This window comes from Methanocorpusculum vombati, from assembly GCF_026891935.1.
GTDB lineage: Archaea > Halobacteriota > Methanomicrobia > Methanomicrobiales > Methanocorpusculaceae > Methanocorpusculum > Methanocorpusculum vombati.
In genome coordinates this window covers 17,700-40,844 of record NZ_JAPTGC010000003.1, presented here as the reverse complement: position 1 = coordinate 40,844, position 23,145 = coordinate 17,700, and the positions used below count along the sequence as shown (strand labels likewise).

General features: G+C 52.3%; 19 protein-coding genes. 14 read left to right on the top strand and 5 right to left on the bottom strand.

The features are described from left to right. Positions 1-225: 225 nt before the first annotated feature. Both O0S09_RS02695 and O0S09_RS02690 read right to left on the bottom strand, forming a co-directional pair. Entirely contained in the window at positions 226-2,040 is a 1,815-nt protein-coding gene (locus O0S09_RS02695) for a GLUG motif-containing protein (protein ID WP_268922379.1), read from the bottom strand. A 16-nt stretch (positions 2,041-2,056) separates the two neighbouring features. Next, complete coding sequence (locus O0S09_RS02690; protein WP_268922378.1) at positions 2,057-3,421, bottom strand: hypothetical protein; 1,365 nt, start codon at positions 3,419-3,421, stop codon at positions 2,057-2,059. A 357-nt stretch (positions 3,422-3,778) separates the two neighbouring features. Here O0S09_RS02690 and O0S09_RS02685 point away from each other — a divergent pair, with 357 nt between their 5' ends. The 7 genes from O0S09_RS02685 (at position 3,779) to O0S09_RS02655 (ending at position 11,641) form a co-directional block, all read left to right on the top strand. Beyond that, positions 3,779-4,993 carry a potassium channel family protein gene (locus O0S09_RS02685; protein WP_268922377.1) on the top strand — a complete coding sequence of 405 codons (1,215 nt, stop codon included), beginning with the start codon at positions 3,779-3,781 and terminating at the stop codon, positions 4,991-4,993. Positions 4,994-4,999: 6 nt separating this feature from the next. Next, positions 5,000-6,844 (top strand): DHH family phosphoesterase, encoded by a 1,845-nt coding sequence (locus O0S09_RS02680; RefSeq protein ID WP_268922376.1) that lies wholly within the window; start codon positions 5,000-5,002, stop codon positions 6,842-6,844. A gap of 182 nt (positions 6,845-7,026) precedes the next feature. Continuing rightward, on the top strand, positions 7,027-7,281 hold the full coding sequence (locus O0S09_RS02675; protein ID WP_268922375.1) for a DUF7123 family protein: 255 nt from the start codon (positions 7,027-7,029) through the stop codon (positions 7,279-7,281). A gap of 167 nt (positions 7,282-7,448) precedes the next feature. Continuing rightward, a complete protein-coding gene (locus O0S09_RS02670) occupies positions 7,449-7,718 on the top strand; it encodes a DUF7123 family protein (protein WP_268922374.1) in 270 nt (89 codons plus the stop codon). Positions 7,719-8,023: 305 nt separating this feature from the next. Beyond that, a complete protein-coding gene (locus O0S09_RS02665; protein ID WP_268922373.1) occupies positions 8,024-9,403 on the top strand; it encodes an aldehyde dehydrogenase family protein in 1,380 nt (459 codons plus the stop codon). Between the two features lie 203 nt (positions 9,404-9,606). Continuing rightward, positions 9,607-11,121 carry an amino acid permease gene (locus O0S09_RS02660; RefSeq protein ID WP_268922372.1) on the top strand — a complete coding sequence of 505 codons (1,515 nt, stop codon included), beginning with the start codon at positions 9,607-9,609 and terminating at the stop codon, positions 11,119-11,121. A gap of 175 nt (positions 11,122-11,296) precedes the next feature. Beyond that, entirely contained in the window at positions 11,297-11,641 is a 345-nt protein-coding gene (locus O0S09_RS02655; protein WP_268922371.1) for a hypothetical protein, read from the top strand. Positions 11,642-11,738: 97 nt separating this feature from the next. Here the strand turns inward: O0S09_RS02655 and O0S09_RS02650 are convergent, their stop codons facing one another. Then, a complete protein-coding gene (locus tag O0S09_RS02650) occupies positions 11,739-13,196 on the bottom strand; it encodes a replication factor C large subunit (RefSeq protein ID WP_268922370.1) in 1,458 nt (485 codons plus the stop codon). Between the two features lie 1,136 nt (positions 13,197-14,332). On the opposite strand from O0S09_RS02650, the gene O0S09_RS02645 reads away from it, so the two are divergent. The 4 genes from O0S09_RS02645 (at position 14,333) to O0S09_RS02630 (ending at position 17,820) form a co-directional block, all read left to right on the top strand. After that, positions 14,333-15,523, top strand: coding sequence for a PKD domain-containing protein (locus O0S09_RS02645; RefSeq protein WP_268922369.1), 1,191 nt, complete (start codon positions 14,333-14,335; stop codon positions 15,521-15,523). A gap of 162 nt (positions 15,524-15,685) precedes the next feature. Continuing rightward, complete coding sequence (locus O0S09_RS02640; RefSeq protein ID WP_268922368.1) at positions 15,686-16,672, top strand: methanogenesis marker 2 protein; 987 nt, start codon at positions 15,686-15,688, stop codon at positions 16,670-16,672. Next, positions 16,669-17,445: a methanogenesis marker protein Mmp4/MtxX gene (gene mtxX, locus O0S09_RS02635; RefSeq protein ID WP_268922367.1), complete on the top strand. Its 777-nt coding sequence runs from the start codon at positions 16,669-16,671 to the stop codon at positions 17,443-17,445. The genes O0S09_RS02640 and mtxX overlap by 4 nt, the downstream gene beginning before the upstream one ends. 171 nt (positions 17,446-17,616) lie before the next feature. Continuing rightward, on the top strand, positions 17,617-17,820 hold the full coding sequence (locus O0S09_RS02630) for a histone family protein (RefSeq protein ID WP_268922366.1): 204 nt from the start codon (positions 17,617-17,619) through the stop codon (positions 17,818-17,820). 235 nt (positions 17,821-18,055) lie between these two features. Here O0S09_RS02630 and mobA read toward each other — a convergent pair whose 3' ends face one another. After that, entirely contained in the window at positions 18,056-18,688 is a 633-nt protein-coding gene (gene mobA, locus O0S09_RS02625; RefSeq protein WP_268922365.1) for a molybdenum cofactor guanylyltransferase, read from the bottom strand. After that, positions 18,685-19,593: a ketopantoate reductase family protein gene (locus O0S09_RS02620; RefSeq protein ID WP_268922364.1), complete on the bottom strand. Its 909-nt coding sequence runs from the start codon at positions 19,591-19,593 to the stop codon at positions 18,685-18,687. Before O0S09_RS02620 ends, mobA begins: the two co-directional genes overlap by 4 nt. Positions 19,594-19,803: 210 nt before the next feature. On the opposite strand from O0S09_RS02620, the gene O0S09_RS02615 reads away from it, so the two are divergent. The 3 genes from O0S09_RS02615 to O0S09_RS02605 all read left to right on the top strand — a co-directional run bounded on the left by O0S09_RS02615 (position 19,804) and on the right by O0S09_RS02605 (position 23,142). Continuing rightward, positions 19,804-21,033 carry an ABC transporter substrate-binding protein gene (locus O0S09_RS02615; RefSeq protein ID WP_268922363.1) on the top strand — a complete coding sequence of 410 codons (1,230 nt, stop codon included), beginning with the start codon at positions 19,804-19,806 and terminating at the stop codon, positions 21,031-21,033. 195 nt (positions 21,034-21,228) lie between these two features. After that, positions 21,229-21,726 carry a ferritin gene (locus tag O0S09_RS02610; RefSeq protein WP_268922362.1) on the top strand — a complete coding sequence of 166 codons (498 nt, stop codon included), beginning with the start codon at positions 21,229-21,231 and terminating at the stop codon, positions 21,724-21,726. A 198-nt stretch (positions 21,727-21,924) separates the two neighbouring features. After that, the gene (locus O0S09_RS02605) at positions 21,925-23,142 is read left to right on the top strand and encodes a methionine adenosyltransferase (RefSeq protein ID WP_268922361.1); all 1,218 of its coding nucleotides are present in this window, start codon (positions 21,925-21,927) and stop codon (positions 23,140-23,142) included. The last annotated feature ends 3 nt before the right edge of the window (positions 23,143-23,145 follow it).

Sequence of the window (23,145 nt, the reverse complement as noted above, 5' to 3'; positions counted from 1 at the left end):
GATGTGACTTTCGGTTTAACAGGGAGCAGTACATTCCGGTGTAAAACCCGAAAACAAGTAGTTTCTGTCCGCATCTGAATTTTTACAGATGCTTCCGGCAAAGGAAATTCTGAAATACTGTTCTCCCCCTCTGTGATGGGATTTCTCTATTACACCCAAGAGTAAGTCAAAAAAGTGTAGCGTGAAGATCCCCTCTCCATTTGACCGGGGAGAACAGCAATGGGTTCAACACCCTATGATCGCCGTCATGTACGCATCAACGCTGTCATAATCTGTGCGGGATACTGCGGTTGGTTTCTGGATTGCATCGGCCAGATACCGCTCCGTACCAACGTCGATTGTACTCTGGACGAGATGCTGCTGCCGGTATTGTGCGGCATCGGATTTCATTATTCCCACGCAGCAAGAGTGTTCAAAGGGTCTTCCGTTCTCGGTGCCGCTCCATGTCCAGCAGTGAATACTGATACGGTGTGTTGTCCCCTCCTGCAAGGGGTGCCGGCATGATGACTTTTCCGGATGATTGCCGTCTAACCACACCTCATGCCCGCGCCACGTGGGATCATTAAGGCTGTTGAAACCGTCCAGATTAATCATCATGGCGTTCCCGGCAGAGATGTCTCTCGCAAGAATATCCGGGTCTGTTATCGTCAAATTCTTGGTAGACAGGTTAAACGTGAATACCGTGTTGCCTGGTTTTCCTCTGTTACGATCGTCAGTATTGGCACTAAACCAGATCTCAGTGTCTTTCTTATCCGGATCGGGATCATTTGCATTCAGATAATAGTCATAGACAGAAAAATTCAATGTCACGTTGGAAAGGGTTACAGAACAGTCATAGTGATTGCTGTTTTTGGTTGTTGATACCTGGATTTTTTCTGTTGATGTACATGAGGTAAGTGTCCCGGTATTGTACCCCGCAAATCCGCCGACATGACTGCTGCCGAACACATCCCCGGATGCGGTACTTGCTGTTATCAGGCCTTTATTGTAGCCGACAAATCCGCCGATCATTTTCGAACCGGTACCCTTGCTGATAACGGTCGCCGTGAACACGTGAGAGGAACAAATACTGGCACCTTTCCCGTTTGTTCCGACAAAACCACCGGTCCCTTTCGAACCCTCAACTGTGGTCCCGGAGATGGTACAGTTCTCAATGCAGCCCCATCCGTGGGTCCCGGCAAATCCGCCGATGTTTTCAACCGACAGATCCGGGCGGGCAGGATCGGGAACTCCGCAGATAGTACAATCTATAGCGGTCGTGTTGCGAATGGTGACCCATACATCAGAAGTGGCAATACTGAGTCCGGCAATTGCGCCCAGCGTTGTACGACCGGTTACGGTCGTATTCATGACACGGCAATTTATCACGCTTCCTTGTTCAGCGCCAGACCCGGTAATACCGCCGCCATGCATACCACAGTGAATCATGCAGCTGTCCACAGAACAATCCATGATAGTTCCCCGGTTCTTCCCGGCGATACCTCCGCTGGAATATACCGCTTCCACGGTTCCATACTGGACAGAACTCTGTGTTATGCTGCCATCATTGCGACCGGCGATGAGCCCATAATCCTCACTGACATGATCTGAGGATCGAAAACCCAAGACAGCACTCTTCATGACGGTAATGCCGCGGATGATTCCTGCCGGCTTGTTCCAGCCAACGAGTCCACCAACATAGTCCGCACAGGTCGAGGTTATACTGATATTCTTCAGGATCAGGTTGCGTATCGTGCCGTTTGAACAGGCGAACATCCCTACTCCGGTTCCGGATTCAGGATTCAGGGTAAGATACGTGATCGCGTGCCCGTTTCCTTCGAACGTTCCGGTAAAGGGAGTACTTTCGTTTCCCAGCGGAGTGAAGGAAACACCGGAAAGATCCAGATCACTGTCCAGATAATACGTGCCGCCGAGATCGTTCTGTATTGCCTGCAGATCTGCAACCGTGGTGATGTGACTTTCGGTTGCTCCTGCCCCGGCAATACCACTGAATACCAGAAGGACCACTGCTGTAAGGAGGAGAAGTTTGTGTTCAGTCATGGTATCTTTCCTCCGGCTATTCTTCCTCTATATATTTATCACCATCCCACCGGATATACAATGAGTGGTGGTATAAACCCGATACAGACGGCCCGGTTTTATCAAATAGATTACCCGTGTGGAATGCATTACAAGCATCAGCACGTGTTGTTGATAGGCAGTATTCCCTGCCATCCCGAGCAGTTTGGGAACACCCAATTTCCATGCCGGATTTGAAGGAGTATACCACCTCATCATTACCAGTCCCGGTAAATTTGAGATCCCATTTCGCAATGTCGGTTCGGGCCACTGTCACATCAGTAAGCTCCTGAGTCCACGACAAACCGGCCCCACCCGTACCTATCGAACATGATATCGATGATTTACCAGAAATACTGTTCGGAATTGCATCGCTCATATATACTTTTGGAAGGGCCGAGGGATGGAGTAAGGCATCCATTTCAATGGTCATCTGGTGATTTTTATATTTGTTTCCCGCACCACCTCTGAGTATACCAGGGTTCATTATCACCTCGGCCGTGGCATAGAAATAATCATGCTTATTACTTAGATCTCCACACTTATCCCAGTACCAACTGGATTTTACGTTAACTTCCCCATATTTTTCAGTATTTTCCTCATAATATTTGGGTGTATACATTTCACTAATCTTCAAGGAGTCCGAAACGACTGTTGGTAACCCTGCAGCGCAGGCAACAATAGAAGTACCTGCATCCTTCGTCTTTTCATTCATATCAGTGTTCATCCATTCATTCAGTTCCTCCGCGGCTGATGCATATGCCGCGTCATTTGCATCCGAGGAAACGATAGATGCATAGACCATAGTTTGCCCGGTTGGCAGTACCCGAAAACCATAGGCAGCGAGTATTTTGCCGTCAGGTACTTCCACATCAGGCAGACCAATATACCCTTCTGATACCGGGGATGCAGATAACGCACCCACGGGTAGTTTTTTCCGCAGGTTAAGGGAATCCGGTGACAGGCAGGACTCGGACAAAGCAATGGGTGCCACAGTTTTTCCAAAGAGTGCAGTATAGGTGTTCAGGGTAGCATTTGCTGACTCGAACAGCTCCTCTGGTGAGAGATCGGGGCCGCTTGCGGTAATGGTAAAATTAGCAGGATCATAGACGGGGCCTCTGTAGACCATTGATGTTGAAGACTGCGGGATAGCCTCGTCTCCGTTGACCTTCCCGTCATCAATTTGTTCAGGGACATCATTGTCCTCTGCATCCGGAATCCAGATCTCATCACTGCCGGATTCATCACAGACCACGGCGGCAGCGGGTGCGATACAGAGGACGGCGGCAAACATCACTGCTGTAAGTAAGACAGCAAAGCCGGCATAACGCCGGCTTCGCATCTTGGAGTGTAAGAGTTTCATGCATTGTATCCTTCGGCATGATTCTGGATAAAAATGTTGAACACAGACTGACAGGGAGCAGTACATTCCGGTTTAAAACCCGAAAACAAGTAGTTTCTGTCTGCATCTGAATTTTTACTGATGCTTCCGGCAAAGGAAATCCGGAATGATGTCATCCTCCCTGTCATTAAAGGTACAGAATCCTGCACGCACAAAAAACGATAAAAATTCATCACGTCCGGGGTTTTAATCCATAGCCATGCAGTCAGAACGGATTCATCAACAACCGCAGAGACGATTTTTTTCAGGACACTCCTGATCTGCTTCCCGGGAGGATTTGACTTAAGTAGTCAGACGTCTTCATTATAATAGTAAGGCATGATGGAACGCGACTATCAACCCATCAACCTCAAGGATGTCCTCATTGAAATGAAGGATATCTCGGAACTGATGGTTGATCTGGCTTACTCTGCGGTGCTTTTTGAAAGCAACGCCATCGCAGACGAAGTCATCGAACTTGAAGAACGGATGAACGACCTCGTATATCAGGCACGCATCACCAGTATGATGAGCGTACGCCGTCTGGAAGATACCGAACCGATGAGTGGTCTTCTGCAGCTTGCAGAAGCCTCGGAACGCATCTCTAATCAGGCCGCAGACATCGCAAAAAACATCATGCGGCACGTTTCCTTCCCGGCAAATCTCAGAAAAGCATTGCCGGAAGCCGAAGAGGCAACCCACCGCACCGTTGTTGCAGGCAACAGCGCCCTTGACGGTGCGCGTCTCGGCGACATCAAACTTCAGTCCGCAACCGGTATCAGAATTATCATGATACGCCGCATGCGGCAGAGAATCTACGACCCCGACAAACACACCGTTCTTCGCGCAGGCGACGTACTGGTGGGGCGGGGACCCGAGTACGGATTCCCTGCCCTCTGCGAGATGGCCGGACAGCCTGTTCCGGATGATGACGATGACGTCGCCACGGCCATCAGCGATCTCGATCGGGCGGCGGCCCTGATGATCGAGATGAAAAACATCAGTGAACTCTCCGTCGGCCTCGCCTATACAGCCCTCCTGCATGAGAACATGGACCTCGCAAACGAGGTTGTGGCACTCGAAGAGGAACTTGACGAGATGCGGCTCCGGCTTGATCTCTGGACACTGGAAGCGGCAAAGCGTACCGAGGATGTTGCAAGTCTCCGCGGCATGCTGTACATGTCTTCGTTTGCCGAGTCCATCTCAGATGCCGCAAGCTCCATTGCCGATGTTGTTCTCCGTGAGATCGATGTTCCCCCGATTCTGAAAAGGATTGTCCGGGAGTCAGATGAGATCATCTCCTGGGTAACCGTTCATCCGGGTTCCCCGCTGGACAAAAAATCCCTCGCCGATTCCCACGTGGGAACCGTCACCGGCATGGTTATCTTTGCCATCAAACACGAGAACCGCTGGACCTACCGGCCGGCACGCAGTGTTCTCCTGCATGCAGGAGATCTGCTGGTGGCACGCGGACGACGCGACGGGGAAGAGAAACTGTACGGTCTCTGCGGTGCAGATACCGATGAAATAGAAGATTTTGAAGACTCGGAGTAAATTTACATGGGTACAATTGATATGGTATACCGGCTTGGGCCCGGTTGTGAAGTGGATGACATCGTAGAAGGCCAGGTATATCTGGGAAAAGTCCAGGGGTTTGCAACGTTCGGTACGTTTGTTCTTTTAAACGACCGCGTAAAAGGACTGCTGCATAAGAGCAACGTCAAGACCGAGAAAAAAGAACGTGACCAGATTCTTGTGCAGGTCAACCAGATCCGTCCGAACGGAAACATTGATCTCCGTGAAGTCCAGCTTCCCGAAGGAAGCTACGACACGCAGCTTGTGACGAAAAAGATCACACTTTCCCGCCTTTCGGATCTGAAGAACAAGATCGGCAGAAATGTCACCATCGAAGCAGATGTGGTGCAGATTAAGCAGACCTCAGGACCCACCATCTTCACCGTCTGCGATGATTCCGGTGTCGAGGATGCGGCAGCCTTCACCGAGGCAGGCGTCAGATCGTATCCCGAGGTGAACCTTGGTGATATTGTCCGCATCTTCGGCGAGGCGACCCGCAGAAACAATCAGATGCAGATTGAAGTCTCCGATATGCATGTCCTCAAAGGAACCGAGGCCGATGCAGTCCGGACACGGATCAACAAGGCTCTTGAGGCCCGCGCCGAGCCGCCCGAGGTTACGCCGCTGATTGAAAGTCCGGTGCTTGATGCACTCTGGCCGGAGATGCGCAAACTGGCAAAGATCGTCCGCCGTGCAGTGTTAACCCAGCAGCCGATCATTCTCCGTCATCATGCGGATGCGGATGGTATCTGTGCTGCGGTTTCGGTGGAAACAGCGGTTCTGCAGTTAATCCGTGACAACGGCGGTGACCCGGATCAGGACAACTTCCTCTTCCGCAGATCTCCTTCCAAAGCCCCGTTCTATGAGATTGAGGACGTGACCCGCGATCTTGATATGATGCTGAAGGATAATGTCCGGTTTGGTCAGAAACTTCCGCTGATTCTTTTGATGGACAACGGTTCAACCGAGGAGGATATGCCTTCCTACAAGATGACCGAGGTGTATCAGCTTGATGTTGTCGTTGCCGATCACCACCATCCGGACGAGACGATTGACAAGTATCTGCTTGCCCACGTCAACCCGTACCATGTTGGCGGCGATTTCGGTGTTACCGCAGGCATGCTCGGAACCGAGATTGCCCGCCTGATCAATCCGTCCGTGGAAGCAAAGATTCTCCACTTTCCTTCGGTTGCAGGAGTTGCAGACCGCAGTGAGGCAGCGGAGCTTGACGCGTATCTTGCCCTTGTCGAGGGAAAATACACCCGTGATGAGTGTAAGGACATCGCCCTTGCACTGGACTATGAGCAGTACTGGCTCCGGTTTAATGACGGCCGTGAGATTGTAAAGGATATCTTAAACCTCAACAATGCACCCGAACGCCACAACCGGCTGGTGACGCTTCTTGTGACCGAGGCAAACGCCGCAATTGAGGATCAGATGAACACCATGATGCCTCATGTTAAGGATCAGGTGCTCGCATCCGGAGCAAACCTCTTCCTCGCAGACGTTGAGATGTTTGCCCACCGATTTACGTTCCCTCCGCCGGGCAAGTCATCAGGCGAGGTCCATGATATTCTCTGTAAGCGCTATGAGAGTCAGCCGGTGGTAACGCTCGGTCTTGGTCCGGACTTCGCGGTAATCCGTTCCCGCGGTGTGAGGATGAACATTCCGCAGATGGTGCGTGCCATGCGCGATGAGATGCCGGGTGCAGGAATCTCCGGAGGAGGTCACCTCGTGGTTGGCAGTATCAAATTTGTTGAGGGTATGCGGTCTGAGGTCATCGCCAAGATGATCGAGAAGATCGCCGAGTTCCCGGCTGATGCATTCTGACCCGCGGCCGGGTCTTCCTGTCCGTGAGGTCTTCAGACTTCGCGGGACATCCCGCATACCTTTGGCTATGGGGATTTTTTTCGTAAGAGCCGGTGTTCCCTCAGGATTTTTCGAAAAATCCGGTGTGTCAAGCACTACCTTTATAATGTAAAACATCCTATACTTACATGAGGTAAGTCATTATGACCGAACCTAAAACAATTCGTGAAAGATATAACGACACCCAGTCTCGGATCCTTGGGTATCTGAAGGCAGGAGTGGCAAAAGGAAGCCGTTTCTTCAAGGCAAAGTATATTGCCAAAGATCTTGGACTTTCTTCTAAAGAGGTTGGAACAAACCTTGCCATCCTTTCCGAGATCTGTGATGAACTGGACATCCAGCGCTGGAGTTACTCCAACAGTACGACCTGGATGGTAACGAGCAAAACAATAGCTTAAATACTCCACCCCTCTTTCTTTTTTGTCTCCTTTCGCATGGTAATTCGTGCCGACAGGGGATGTTCTGTACAATTGTCCCTCGCCGCAGCGCTGATCCGCGTGCTGCGACAAACAGACTTCTGAAACGACAGGAAGAATATATATGTCAGGAAATCAAACACTTACTAATGGTAAGTGACATGGAGCTTCAGGTTCAGGTCCCGCAGTACAACTCCACCCAGCAGCGGATTCTCAACTATCTTAAGGCAGGCGTTGCCTCCGGTACCCGCTTTTTCAAGGCAAAATATATTGCAAAAGAACTGGGTATCTCTTCCCGGGCCGTTGGAACAAATCTTGCTCTCCTTGCGGAAAAATGTATGGAGTTTGAGATTGTCCAGTGGGGCTATTCCACCAGTACTACCTGGATGGTCAAGCTGAGGTCTCTGGTCAGCAGCTGAACGGGTACGTGTGATCTGGTCTGTCCGGAATGCCCGGCCGGATTCACCTCCGGTTATCCCGGGGGATCGCCCCAACCGTCGAAATATTTTCAGGTCGGATAATGAGTACCTCCGCCTGCTTATGGTAATGCTGTACTCCCACGAAATCATTTCGTGGGAGTAGATGATGTTGAAAATTTCTGTGTGTTCCGTGTTTTCCTGCGAAGCAGCGAGTACAGTTTTGCCGTGCGAATCGTGGGATGATCAGGAATAAAGGTGCAATACCCCCCGGAGAGGATTTATACCCCCGCATCCAAATCTCACCCATGACACAGGACGAGGAGCCCGCCGGAACCCCGAACATCTGCGCATCCCTGCGGGAACACTTCGCAAGCGGCAAAACCCTCCCGCTACCGGCGCGAAAAAACGCACTCGCCTCCCTCCGGAACGCAATCCTCCGCCACGAAGACGACATCCTGCGTGCACTCTCCGCAGACCTCGGCAGACCCGCATTTGAAGCCTACACCTTTGAAATCGCTCCCGTACTCCGGGAAATCGAAACACTGGAAAAAAACCTCGGCAAATGGACCCGCCCCAAAAAAATCAGAACCCCTCTCCTCCTCTTCTCCGCAAAAACCGAAATCAGAACCGAACCCCACGGCCTCGTCCTCATCATCGCCCCCTGGAACTACCCCTTCCACCTCCTCATGATGCCGATCGCCGGAGCCCTCGCCTGCGGAAACGTCATCATCGCAAAACCCTCGCGCCGTGCACCCGAAACCCTGCGGATAACACGCACCATCCTGACCGAAGCATTCCCCACCGACCCCTGGGTAACCCTCCTCCCCGAAATCAGCCTCAGCGAACCATACGACTACATCTTCTTCACCGGCGGCATAGAAACCGGCAGAAAAATCGCAGCCGCCGCAGCAGACCACCTCACACCCGTAACCCTCGAACTGGGCGGCAGAAACCCCTGCATCATCGACGAAACCGCAAACCTTGACATCACCGCCCGCCGCATCGCCTGGGGAAAATACATCAATGCAGGCCAGACCTGCATAGCCCCCGACCACCTGCTCGTACACGACTCCGTCCGTGACCTGCTCGTAGACAAAATATCCGCCGAAATCACCGCATTCTACGGAGAAAACCCCACAGCATCACCCAACTACGGAAAAATCATCACCTCCCAGGAATACGACCGCCTCCTTGGCTACTGCACCCCCGACCGCATCCTCCGACAATGCGGCATCCACAACCCCGGCGACCGAAAACTTGCCCCAACCCTCCTCGCCGCAACACCCGGCGACCCCGTAACCCGTACCGAAACATTCGGACCCGTCCTCCCCGTAATCACCTGGCGGACACCCGCCGACCTCAACGACCTGATCCCCAAAACACCGCTCGCCCTCTACATCTTCACCGCCGACACCGCCTTCGCACACCAGCTCATCACCCGCCACCCCTCAGGCGGTGCCTGCATCAACGACTGCCTCATACAAATTGCAAACGGCAGCGCCCCGTTCGGCGGCGTCGGCACCAGCGGCATGGGATGCTACCACGCCCGCTACAGCATCGACACCTTCTCCCGCAAACGAACCATCATCACCCGGAAAACCACACCGGACCCCGCCCTCCGCTACCCCCCGTATACCCAAACCGCCCTCGAAAAAATCCGGAAATACCGGCGCAGACTCTTCTGAAAAACCCACATTTTTCCCAAAGAAACCCGCCTTTTTTGTCACCATCTATATACTTATTTAAATACACCTCGAAACTTGGTATGTAACAGACCAAAAGCGTCACCGACGCTTTTTGAACACCGCCTCCCCAAAATGAGGCACCGTCCGCGGATCAGCATATCCGTGCGACCAGACACAACCAACAAAAAAAGGTGAAACACACAATGGCTGACTCAACTCCCCCGTCACCCGCTGACGCGGCCAAACCATCCAGCAAAAAAACGCTTGGTATACTCTCCCTTGCCATGATCAACGTTGCCGCAGTCTTAAGCCTGCGCAACTTCCCGACCATGGCAATGGAAGGATGGAACATGATCTTCTGGTATGTTCTCTTCACTGTCTGCTTCCTGATCCCAACCGCACTCGTTGCCGCGGAACTCGCATCAACCTGGCCGAAATCAGGAGGTATCTACTCCTGGGTAAAAGAAGCCTATCCAAAAGACGGCAGCTTCATCACCATCTGGTGTTCCTGGGTAAACAACCTCGTCTGGTTCCCGACGGTCATCTCCTTCTTCGCAGCAACCGTAGCCTACATCCTGCTCGCCCCGCTGCTCTCGGACAACCCCGTCTTCATGGCCCTCGTCATGCTTGCCTGCTTCTGGGCAGTAACCATCTTCAACTTCTTCGGCTCCCGCGCCTCCAACCTCCTGGCAACCGTGGGAACCGCATTCGGATCCTTAATCCCGGTCGGCATTCTCGTCGTCCTCATGATCCTCTGGGTCACCGGCGGCAACCCCAGCGCAATCGGAGACTTCTCCGTTGACCGCCTCATTCCGCACTTCGACCTCAGCACCGTCACCTTCGCGGCAAGTCTTGTACTCATGTTTGCCGGAATGGAAATGGCCGGATACCATGCACGGGAAACCGCAAACCCGAGACGCGACTACCCGATCGCAATGTTTCTTGCAGCAGCTATCATCTGTATCGTCTCCATCGTCGGAACCCTTGCAGTGGCCCTTGTCGTACCCGCAGACCAGATCGCACTGAACGCAGGAATCGTCCAGACATTCCAGGTAATCTTTACCGAATTCCACCTTGGCTGGCTGATCGTACCGGTCTCCATCATGCTCGCAGTCGGAATCATTGCCCAGCTGTCCGTATGGCTGGTCGGTCCGGCAAAAGGTATGCTTCCTGCGGCCATGTCCGGAGACCTCCCCCCAATCTTCCGCAAAATGAACAAATACGGCATGCCGGTCGGCGTTCTGATTGTGCAGGGTATCGTCTCCTCCGCCTTCGCTCTTGCAATGGTACTCGTGCCGTCGATTAACCAGGGATACTGGATACTTACGGCAATCACCGCACTGATCAACGCAGTAATGTATATGTTCATGTTCGCGGCATTCATCAAACTCCGCAAAATCAAAGGAAACGTCACCCGTCCGTACAAAGTACAGGGCGGAAAAATCGGTATGTGGCTGGTTGCGGGCATCGCATTCGCCGCACTGATCTTCTCCTTCGTCGTGGGCCTGTTCCCGAGCGGAACCTCCTACACGCTGACAGAAACCATTCTCTATGTCATCGGCATGCTCATAACAGTCCTGCTGATCATTCTCCTGCCGCCGTATCTCCTGAAAAAATTCCGGAAAGACTCATGGAAACCAACAAAACAGGAGTTCCGCGACTGGTACTGCGAAGAACATGTCTGCGAAACAGACACCCCCATCCCCTACGACGAGTAGTCCTTCCCCAGACCTCCTCCTTTTTTCCTCCAAGGAATGTTTCCTCACCAAAGATCCCCGCATACATCCCACGCAAAAATATCCCCCTAAATTCTCTCGCAGGATCAAAGGAAATACAAACACAGCACCGTTTATTCCGTAACGCATATATGCTTCCAATGAGAGGAGTAATAGTATGAAAAAGCTCTTATTAGCAGCTGTTCTGTGTGCAGCGCTGGTACTTGTTTCTGCTGCCGGTTGTGTCGGGTCTGACCCGGTCGTCGGCACCTGGGAAACAAAACCGGTGCTTGGCATGTATGTTTCTGTACAGTTTGTGAACGATGGTACCGGATCTATTGCGCTCCACACCGATCTTTCTCCGGCTGAGGCAACCACATCCTTCGCATGGGAAAAGACCGCAGACAAGACCTACAAGATCACCAGCTCCGACAAATCCCTGCCGGGAGGAACCTACACGCTTTCCGACGACGGAAAGACGCTGAGCAGTTCGACCGGCCTTATCGTGCTGAACAAGGCATAACGCCTTCACCCATTTTTTCTTTTTTTTTGGCCCTCCCCGGGGTATGTCCGGATAGTCCAAATGTATCATGGGCCGATGGGCAAAAAGAGGGAGCAGGTTAAAAGAAGTCCAGTGTCGCCTGCGTGGGCGCTTTCTTCTTCTCTTCCTCAAAAGACGCAAGCGTCTCTGTACCGGACTCTGCGGCAGGCTCCGGCTGCGGGACCAGGGGTACGGGCGGATTCTCCCGGCGGAACCTTTCGAGTTCTGCGGCACGTTCCTCCTCGGCCTTGCGTGCCGCCGCACGTTTTGCCGCGGAGACCTTTTTCATCTTGGTCTCTTTTTCCTTTGCGATCTTCTGGGCTTCTTTAAAGACTGCGGCGGCTTCGGTTTTATCGTGCAGAAGAATCGTCAGCTGATCGGCGTCCAGGTCATGGCGTTCGCAGAATGCAAGGGGTGCGTCGGCGGCGAAACGGGAAAGGAGGTCCAGATAGATCTTCTGTATCTGGGCATCGGGGATACTGTACCCCTCGCCGAGTTTTGCCGCAAGGGTTCTCCGGACGGTCTTCTGTTTCTTTGCGGTACCCATGCGCCGCCATCGTGACGGCGGCATGATTCTCGGGCGGAATCCCGCTCCCGCAAACTCTTTGGCAACGCCGGAGGTCATCAGGGAGGTGGCGTAGCGCCAGAGGGTGTAGTACTGCCGCCGCATGGTCCTGCCAAGATAGATATCTCCGCGGGACAGTGCAGCGTATGCGCCTCTCCGCTGGTGCGGGTTTGCAACCGTTGCTGCGGACTCTTCGATCCACTGCATAACGGTGTCGGGTTTTTCCTCGCACTCGCGGGAAAGTTTCTGGATTTTTGCATCCGGCGCTCCTGCATAGACGCCTGCCACGAGATCGAAGATGCTTGCCCGCTCGTCCTTCTGCGAGGTGTTGATGTCGTCTGCGGCGATTGCGGTTTTGCCGGTTGCGGAGGCAAAGAGCATGTTGACGGCAGACCGCATGTCGCCTGCGGAGCTTTCCGCGATGGCGGTCAGCGCATCGCTGCCGCAGGAGATCTCTTCTTTTGCACAGATTTCCCGCATACGTTTTTCGAGCGTTGCTGCGGTGATGGCGCGGAACGGGACCGGGTCACAGAGTTTGCGGATGGAGTCGGATACGCCGTATGCGTCGTTTGCAATGAGGATGACCGGCTGGCGTGCCCCTTTGAGTATCTCGGCAATGGCCCGTGCTCCGCCGCGGTCGGCGTTGCCTTCGAGGTTGTCGGCTTCGTCGATGATGATGAGTTTGCGTTCGGCACCGAAGAGGCTAGTGGTGGTCGCCGAGTTTCCGGCTACCCGTTCGATGACGGTTTTGGTGCGGGCGTCCGAGGCGTTGAGTTCAAGGACTTCCCAGTTCATGTCCCGGGCGAGGGCTAAGGCTGCCGAGGTTTTGCCGATGCCCGGTTTTCCGGTGATGAGAAGGGGACGCGAGTCCGGTGTCCAGTTCCGTGCCCAGTCCGTCATCTGTCTGACCGCGGCGTTGTTGCCGAGGATGTCTGCGAGATGTTCGGGCCGGTATCGTTCTGCCCAGTCCATGATTGCTGATTAGTTCTTGGTTGCGGAAAGGGATAAACGTGAATGAATGGGGATGGTGAGGTCGGGCGGGGAGGAGGGTGTAACCGATAGGTGCGGTTACAGATTCAGGCGATATTTGTGTGCTATTTTTGGTTTAAACTGTGTATGGATGTTTTTTTGTTTTTTTGTAACCGGTGTTTTGCTATTCTGCTGTAGTTTTTTTGAAAATAATTCTGTAGAGAATTTCTCTCAACCCCTTTTTCGATGTGATGTGACGAAAGTACTTTGTAGTTTTTTCTGGAAGCTGTTGGTGGGGGAGTGGTGGCTGGGCATGATGAAAAGATAACGCAGATAACGCAGATGCGTCGCTTCGCTCCGCCAGCTTCGCTCGTCGCATTTGCTTTTCGTCGCTCGCCATCCCGCCCAGAGCTGGGCGGGCGGCGTTGCAATCGCAAGCCCAAAGGTCTTGCTCCACTCCCCACTTCGTGGGTCGTTATCGCAAGCGCGACGGCAAATGCTCGCGAAGCTCCCACTTGTCCCGTATCCTGAGCCAGTGTCGCGAGTATATTTGGTCGTAATTAAAGGAAGACACAAGAATAACACATTAACGCGAAAAAAAGCTTCGCGAGCATTTTTAGCTGCGTTTGCGACAGCAACGCCACCCGTCCGCTCGGACGGGATGGCGAGCAGCGTTAAGAAAATGCGACGAGCGAAGCTGCGCCGTTAGGCGCATCTGCGTTATCTGCGTTTTCTTTTTTCATCCTGTCCACTCACCACTAACTCACCTACAGCTTCGACAGAAAAAAAGGGTTGATAGAAATCCTCCTGTAGAGTACTGTTTTAGAGGTTACAGAGGTTACAGATTTTGAAAAATCGTTGAATTTTTGGTATTTTCCAGATTCCACCGTATTTTCCGGAATTTTTTGTAACCGCCCGATAGGTTACAGGAGATTGAATCCTCTTAGAATAGGATTCATACGTTTCGTGTGGAACTTTCGGCAGTTCGAGAAAAATTTGCATGAAATTTTTCCGGGACGATGCGAAAAATCTCCGGGAGATGCCTCAGGCAGGGTCCAAAGCGGCTCAACTATATATCTGACTGATTCCTATTCTAATAGGATATATTTCGATCTGACTCTGATCGATTCCGGAAGAATATGATACGATATACCAGAGATAACGGGGTTGCACCAATCATCTCAGCTATTTTACTTGTAGCAATTACAGTAGGTATGGTAGCAGTAGTGGGCGTTGTAGTTGTGTCGATGACCGATATGGGCAATATGCCAACCGTAGGCATTTTAATAGAAGAAAAACGAGGGATGGTTACTATCACTCATTTTGCCGGTGAAGAACTGAAGGTCGGAAACTATTATATTCTGGTTGATGATGCAGACAGAACAAAAGATTTTACCGGCCCTGGCCTTTCAGACGGGTATTTCGAACCGGGAGATATTCTTTCATGGTCGGTAAACAGCGGTGCACTTCGCCATGTTTCGGTGGTGTATGATGGAGAAAAAGGAACCTATCTGCTTGCTGAGAAATGGTTTGACGGCATCAGTGGAGATGGTGGTCTGAGTGCAGCATTTACGATGACTTCCTCTACCGGAACAAGCAGGAGTGAGATGCCGTCTGTGTTGCAGGATGCTGCGGCGGATCTGACCGGCGGGTGTCCAATGAGAGTGTTATTTTCTCCGATAGAATCATCTGATGATGCAGAATATCTCTGGACCTTTGGAAACGGAAATACATCCGATGAGAATTGTCCGAGTCAGGAATATACATCCGTTGGTAAATATACTGTCACCCTAAAAGTGACGAACAAGACGAACGGTGGATGGAACAGTTCATCACAAACAATTGATGCACGAAATTTTGGATTAACGGTGATGACATGGGTGAAACTGGTAGCTGATTATCAAACAGGTGCTCCTCCAAAACAATCATTTTATTTCCGTGCAAGTGCGAGTTCTCAGGGGTCTAATCCAGAATGGGGTTTCCAGGTACAAAATTGGAAATTTTTTGAATATAAACTAAAATCATCAAGTGATTATTTATTATCTAAATTTATGCCTCGGAAAAATGTTTGGTATCATCTTACAGGACTTAGTAATGGAAAACAAGGCGAACTATACATTAATGGATCAACGAATGATGTGAGAAGAAATAATAATGCGGGTGAAATAACAATGCCTGTTACAAGGGATGTTAATTTTTCTGAGGGCCAGATATTTAAATCAACTGGATCTCCATATGAAATAGCTGAATCATACGAACTTAGTTTTCCACTTACTCTATCAGAGATATCAACGATTTATAATTCTCAAAAAGAAAATTACCAGTTATAACCAGTAATATGTATATAATACAAACCAAATTATAATACCCAGTACATACTCAGCATATTTAGTATACATGTTGCAAACCTAATCGTGTAACTTATCACCGTTGAACGGGAATACAATAGATAACAACGGGGCCGTCGTGCCCCCCTGGTGGCAGAGAAAATAATGGTTGCAGACAATTACACCCCGGAATCGGTCGCCGATGCTGTCCGGCAGTATGACGGAGTCAGACGCAAACAGGCAATCGGAACCCTTGTTCGTGCGCTCCACATCGACAACCTCGACGTCATCGCCTCCTACGGCGAAGACGCCGCCGTCATCCAGAACGGCCGCACCGCCCTCCTGCTTGCCGCAGACGGCATCTGGAACAAACTCATGGAAGTTGACCCCTACTGGGCAGGCTACTGCGCCATCCTCGTCAACGTCCACGACATCGCCGCCATGGGCGGACGTCCCGTCGCCATGGTTGACGTCCTCTCCGCCTCAAACGACCAACTCATGTCCGAAGTCAGCCGCGGCATGCGTGACGCCGCAACCGCCTTTGACGTTCCCGTCGTCGGCGGCCACCTCCACCCCGACGCCCCCTACAACGTCATCGACGTCTCCATCCTCGGCGTCGCCGAACTCGAAAACATCATCTACAGCAGCAAAGCCGAACCCGGCAACGCCATCATCGCCGCAATTGACCTCAACGGCCGCATCCACCCCTCCGCACCCATGAACTGGGACTCCGTCACCATGAAAACCCCCGAAGTCCTCCGCGCCCAGCTCAGCGTCATGAAAGACCTCGGCGAACACCACCACCTCACCGCCGGAAAAGACATCTCCAACCCCGGGGTCATCGGAACCCTCGGGATGCTCATCGAAGCAAGCGGCGTCGGCGCAGTCGTCGACCTCACCGCAATCCCCCGCCCCGACCTTGACGCACTCGGCATCACCTTCGAACAGTGGGTGCGCATGTACCCCGGCATGGGCTTCATCATGACCGCAGACCAGTCCCAGGTGGACACCGTCTGCAAAAAGTTCCGCGCAGCCGGCATGGCAGCCCAGGTCATCGGCACCATCAACACCACCAAACGCCTCACCCTCGTCAAAGGAGAAACCGAAACAGTACTCTTCAACTTCTGCGCAGAGGGAATCACCAACATATGACAGAGCAGATCACCATCGGAATCGGATGCGGCGCTGACGCCGGCAAAGTTCTCCGGAGTGCCGAAGAAACAGCAACCGCCGAACTCCGCATCCGCTGCTACTGCACTCCCGAAACAGCCGGCGGCCTGTCTGCCGGCCCCTTCGTCGAACTAACCGTCTGCTCCGGACCCTCTCAGCGCCTCATAGACGACCTTCTCGCCGGAACAATCGACGGCGCAGTCCGCGGCACCCTCCCGGCAAACGAAACACTGCGATACCTCAAAAAAGCCTGCGGCGTTGACCGGCTGGAACGAATCGCCCTTCTTGAAACCGTTGATCACCAGCAGTTCTTCCTCGCACCCGTCGGCGTCGACGAAGGATGGACCATTCAGGAAAAAATCTCCCTCATCAACGACGCCCGGGAACTTGCCCGCCGCTTCGGCCTCTCCGAAAAAACCGCCGTACTCTCCGGCGGCAGACTCGGCGACATCGGCAGACACCCCATTGTCGACAAAACCATCGCCGACGCCGAAGAGATCGCCAAACTCACCGGTGCAGTCCACAGAGAAATTCTCATCGAAGACGCAGTCAAAGACTGCGGGATCATCATCGCCCCCGACGGCATCTCCGGAAACCTGATCTTCCGCACCCTCACCTTCCTCGGACACGGCACCGGGCATGGTGCGCCCGTCGTCAATATATCTCCCGTATTTGTGGACAGTTCGCGCGCATCCGCCGGATACGGAGGAACACTCCGCCTTACTGCTGCTCTTATCCGCGGAAATGGGCGATGAATTACATCGTTTTTTAAATTTAAAGGAATATTCTCGCCATTTCAAAATATCTCCCATATTCTTTGTGCAAAATCATATTCGGTTCACTAAATCCTGCAAACCGCGAAAAACACCCGAATCTTGAGATATATTTATATAGTATTTAGAACTATTTTTTCATTGGTAATAATTATGGCAGACTTACCAAAAGCAGCAGTTGTCAGACTTGCAAAGAAAGCAGGCGCAGAGCGCGTCGGTGAAGATGCAGCAGATGCACTCGTAGCAAAGGCAGAAGCCTACATCGAAGAGATCGCAAAGAAAGCATACGAGTATGCACAGCACGCCGGTCGCAAGACCATCAAGGCAGAGGACATTGACCTCGCCACGAAAGAATAAACTGATTTTCCTGAAAAATCAGGGGTGTGGAAAAACCGCCGGACAGTAATCCGGCGGTTTTAGGATGCTGGTATCCTTTGGGAATACCACAATAAATCCTTTTCACAACATATCCGGTCTCTTTTCGCCCTTACCCCCCCGGCGTTGTTGCAAACGTTCAGATTGTACCTGCTGCTTGACTTGCGGCAAAACACCCGCAAAAAAATGGTTTCCGCCTGAAATTCCCTCAAAAAAATTACACCCGGTTCTCCGGATGCTTCTCCTGATACGCCGCATCCGGACCGAGTGCCTGCAGCTCGTCCAGCGTATTGATATTCTGGAACGTCTCCAGCTGCGGATCAAACTGCCGGAACTCCTCCGCACCCACCCGGAGCGTATGCAGTGAATTCACCATATCCCGCAGCGACAGCGACTCATGCCCCTCCACATATCGCCGCACCGCGGAAACACGGTACACCGCATGCAGCGGCTCAAGATCCGTATTCTCCCACTCAGGGATGATTGCATCATAATCACCGATATGCTCAAACAGATACGTCACAATCGATTGATGAATCGTCGGCATATCACACGCAGCAATAAACACAAACTCCCCCTTTACCTCCTCAATCCCGGAAGAAATACCGCCGATAGGACCCAGACCCCGCTTCTTATCCCACGTGCACCGCACCGGCAGCCCGTCAAAATGCGCAGCCTGCTCCGGACTCTTCGCCACAATCACAATCTCATCACAGATTCCTGAAAACGTCATCACCAGACGCGAAATAAATGAACATCCCTTATAGAAAAAGAAATACTTCTCCCGTCCGTTCACCCGCTTCGCATCCCCGCCCGCCAGAATCATCGCCGAACGCACAACCCCGGTCATCGCAGCTCCTCCTTAAAATGCGTCAGATTCACAATCGTACGGTTCACCGGAGTTGCAATCCCGTGTTTTGCACCAAGACGCACAATCGCCCCGTTGATATAATCAACCTCCGTCATTCTCCCGCCTGCAATATCCTGATACATCGAACTGTAATGCCCGGCCGTCGGCGGAATCTTTTCATTTCGCAGAAACTCCAGATACTCCTCCGCACTCTTCTGCGGCAGCTCAACCCCCTCCGCCTTTGAAACCGCAAACGCCTCGCGCACAATCTCCGTAATAATATTCCATGCAGGCACTCTCAGCAGATCCCCGTACGGACACTCCATCACCGCGCCGAGCGGATTTAACGAACAGCTGTACAGCGCCTTTGACCAGACCGCACTCCGCACCGCAGAACTCACGCAGGACCGCATCCCCGAAGAAGAAAACAGATCTGCCAGTGTCCGCACCGCCGCATCGCTGCCGTCCGGGAACCGGCCGAACACCGTCTCTCCGCCGTCCACCGAAACATGCACCGCATTCTCTGCCCGCCACTCAAAGCCCGTAATGATCATAGCCCCGATCACATGACGCGTGTACTCGCGGATAACCTCTTCATTCCCGATACCGTTCTGCAGGCTCACCACCTCGGCATCACCAAACAGATGCCGGTACCTCTCACAGACCTCACGGGTCGCCGCAGACTTCGTAGAAATAATAATATAATCCCAGGGACCTGCCGGTGCAGACTCGCCGCAGGGAAAATGATAGGTCCCCTCACCCCAGATGCCGGTCATCACAAATCCGTTCGCTGCTATCGCATCCGCATATCTTTTCCGGCAGACCGCATACACCTCTGCATGCGCCGAAAGCTTTGCCGCAACGGTAAGACCAACCGCCCCGGCACCAAGTATCAGTATCCGCATAATCGCGGAATGATATTCGTCCTGAGACTACATTAAATAAAACCATTGACGCGCCAAAATATCCGGAAGAAAAACCGCCGCATACGACACTGTGGCACAGACAAATTATACAAAACGCTCAACACTGCAAATCTCTGTACCAAAAACCGATCAGAAAAATACCCTATACGTTACGATGGGTTAAATACTCTTGTCAGCATACAGGAATGTATGCACAAAAAGCATCTGCTCGCAGTTGCAGGTCTTCTTGTCGTGTGTGTCGCAATGGTTTTTGCTGCCGGATGCGTTTCCGAACCGGCCAACACTGACAAAACTCCGACCGTAGAAATCCTCTACACCGGAGCCGGCACCATGCCGGGACTTCTCGCAACCGGAAAAGTTGACGGATACATCATCTGGCAGCCGTTCGTCGCTGTCGGTGTTGAAGGAGATGTCGGAAAGGTAGTATCCTACAGCCAGGACCTCCCGCCGGCAGGCATGTGGAAACAGCACACCTGCTGTGCTATCGGCGCAAACTCCGAAGCACTGAAGAATACGGATCTCACGACCAGCATTGTAGCCCTGATGATCCTCGGCGACAAGTACATCAACGACTACCCCGAAAAATCCGCAGAACTTACCGCCGACTGGCTGTTCTCCAAACAGGACATGATCTACGGCAACATCACGGTCAACTCCGTTGCCGCCATGAACGCCTCGATTCCGACGATCATGTTCTCCAGCGAAGTCACCGATGCCTGGCTTGCAAGCAACGAAGAGTTCATCAAATCCCAGCGGGAACTGAAACTGATCACCGGAAAACTTGCATCCACCTCCGCAGAGGAGGCCAAAGACCTGCTCTACGACTTCGGTCCGTATGAAGCGGCAACCGCACAGATTGCAGCAGGCAAACTTACTACTCCCGCCCCGGTAACAACGCCGATCTCCATCGGGTACCTCCCAAGCGATCATGACGCCCCGCTGTTTGTTCTCCTGAAAGACTGGCAGTACTTCAAGGACACCTACAACTCCTATCTCAAACCCACTACGGACAAGGCAGGAAAAATCTCTGAAGCAGAACTGTTCATCAACGGCGAGAAGATCGTCGACGTCAAGTTTGTGGAAGGCTCCGGAGGACCGCAGCTGATGACTCTGCTCTCGCAGAATACCATCCAGTACGCAGTTGCCGGAACCCCCCCCTACATCAGTGCCATCGATAAAAGCACCGGTGCAATCTCCTTAAAGATTCTTGCGCCGATCCAGCTCGAAGGCTCCGGACTCGTCGCCAGCATGAACTCCCCGGCAAATGACTGGGCCGGATTCGTACAGTGGGTCACCGACCGCAGCGCCGCAGGTGACAATGTTGTCATTGCCGACCCGCAGCTTGGATCCATTCAGGATGTCCAGTTAAAAGCCGCACTCAAAGATGCAGGCATCACTGTTATCACAATGAAACAGTAAGACGGTTTTTTTAAAACCGTTTCTTTTTTTCGTATCCGGGATACTTGCCTCTGAAAAAACCGTTTCCAAAACCCTGCCCGTCATCACCCCGGTACAAAACTGTTTGCCCCCAACCTCACTTTAATACACTTTCATGCAGAATAAGGTAATATCCAATACCGGAGTGACCTATTCCGGCAGGAGATCTGAAAAACCATGGCAACAAAAAAATCAGGCGTATATGATGCAATTTTAAAGCAGATCAATGCAGAGATGTACTCTGCATACCTGTACCTGCAGTTCTCCGCAGATGCGAATGCAATGAAATGGAACGGGGCAGCCGCATGGCTCCGTGCACACGCAGCCGAGGAAATGACCCACGCAACCCGGTTCTATGACTATCTTATCCGAAAGGGAGTCGATGTCAAGTTCGATGCAATCGAAAAACCTGCCACCGGCGCAAAAGACCTTCTTGAGATCTTCAAAGCAGTTTACGGTCATGAAATCAAAGTCACCGCAATGATCAACAAGATTATGGAGACCGCAGTCGCCGAAAAGGACTACGCAGCCATCGCTGAACTCCAATGGTTCGTGACCGAGCAGGTCGAGGAAGAGGAAACCGTAAGAGACATTGTTGACATGCTCGAAAAAGCAGGCAAATCTCCCGAAGCACTGCTCTTCATCGACAGCCGGCTCGGCTCCCAGAAAGAATAACTCCTTTCCTCTCTTTTTTTCCGTTGGTTCTGTATTCCGCAAAACCCCCCGCACACATTATCGCGGGCTGATGCACGGATTTTTGTCCCGGACAACCCGGATCATCAGGACAGCTCTGCCTTATATGGCGAAATACCGTAATTTTCAATACGCATATTTTTATACTTAAACATCAGATGATTGAGAAGTGATTAAAAAGTGAAGAGAAATATCAGCGTCAAGCATCTCTCCCAGACTCCGATTGAAAAACAGAAAGTCGAACTCGTCGAGCGCAAATGCATCGGCCACCCGGACAGCCTTGCAGACGGTGTTGCAGAAGCCGTTTCCCGCGCACTCTGCAGGGAATACATGGCAGAATGTGACGGCGGCGTCCTCCACCACAACACCGATCAGGGCGAAGTAGTTGCAGGAGAATCCGCGCCCGCATTCGGCGGCGGAAAGATCATCAAACCGATCTACTTCCTCCTCACCGGCCGTGCAACCCGCAAGTTCGGCGATACGGTCTTTGCAACCGACGCAATCGCCGTCAACGCAGCACGCGAGTACCTCAAGACCACCATCCCGACCTTTGACATGGACCGCGACGTCATCGTTGACTGCCGCATGGGTTCCGGTTCCACCGACCTCTGTGATGTCTTCAACACCAAGAAAGGCCACACCGCCGTACCGCGGGCAAACGATACCTCGTTCGGTGTCGGTCACGCACCCTTCTCCCAGGTCGAACAGATCATTCTCGGACTCGACGACTACATTGCAAACGAGTTCCGTCCCAAAAACCCGATGCTCGGTTACGACATCAAACTCATGGGACTGCGTGAGATCAACACCATCACCATCACCGTCGCAGCCGCAATGGTTGACCGCTACTGTGCAGGCATCAGCGACTATGTTGAGATGAAGGAAAAGATGGAGGAATCCTTCACCAAAGTCGCCAAGAAGTACACCGACCGCAAAGTCAAGATTGAGATCAACACCGCAGACATCATCCGGAAGAAGACGACCTCTGTCTTCCTGACCGTCAACGGTACCTCCGCAGAGATGGGCGATGACGGTTCCGTCGGACGGGGTAACCGCTGCAACGGACTTATCACTCCGAACAGACCCATGTCCATGGAAGCAACCTCCGGAAAGAACCCGATCAACCACATCGGCAAGATCTACAACCTCCTTGCAACCGAGATCGCCCGCGAGTCCTGTCAGAAGGTTGACGGTATCGAAGAGATGTATGTCAGACTCCTTTCCCAGATCGGTCACCCGATTGACTACCCGCTGGTCGCAAGTGTTCAGTGCATCACCAAACGCGGATATGACTTCAAAGAGTACCAGTCCGAGGTTGAGGAGATCGTAAACCACCGTCTCGAAAACATCTCGGATATCACCCGCCTCGTTATCGACGGCAAATTAAAGACCTTCTAAAGT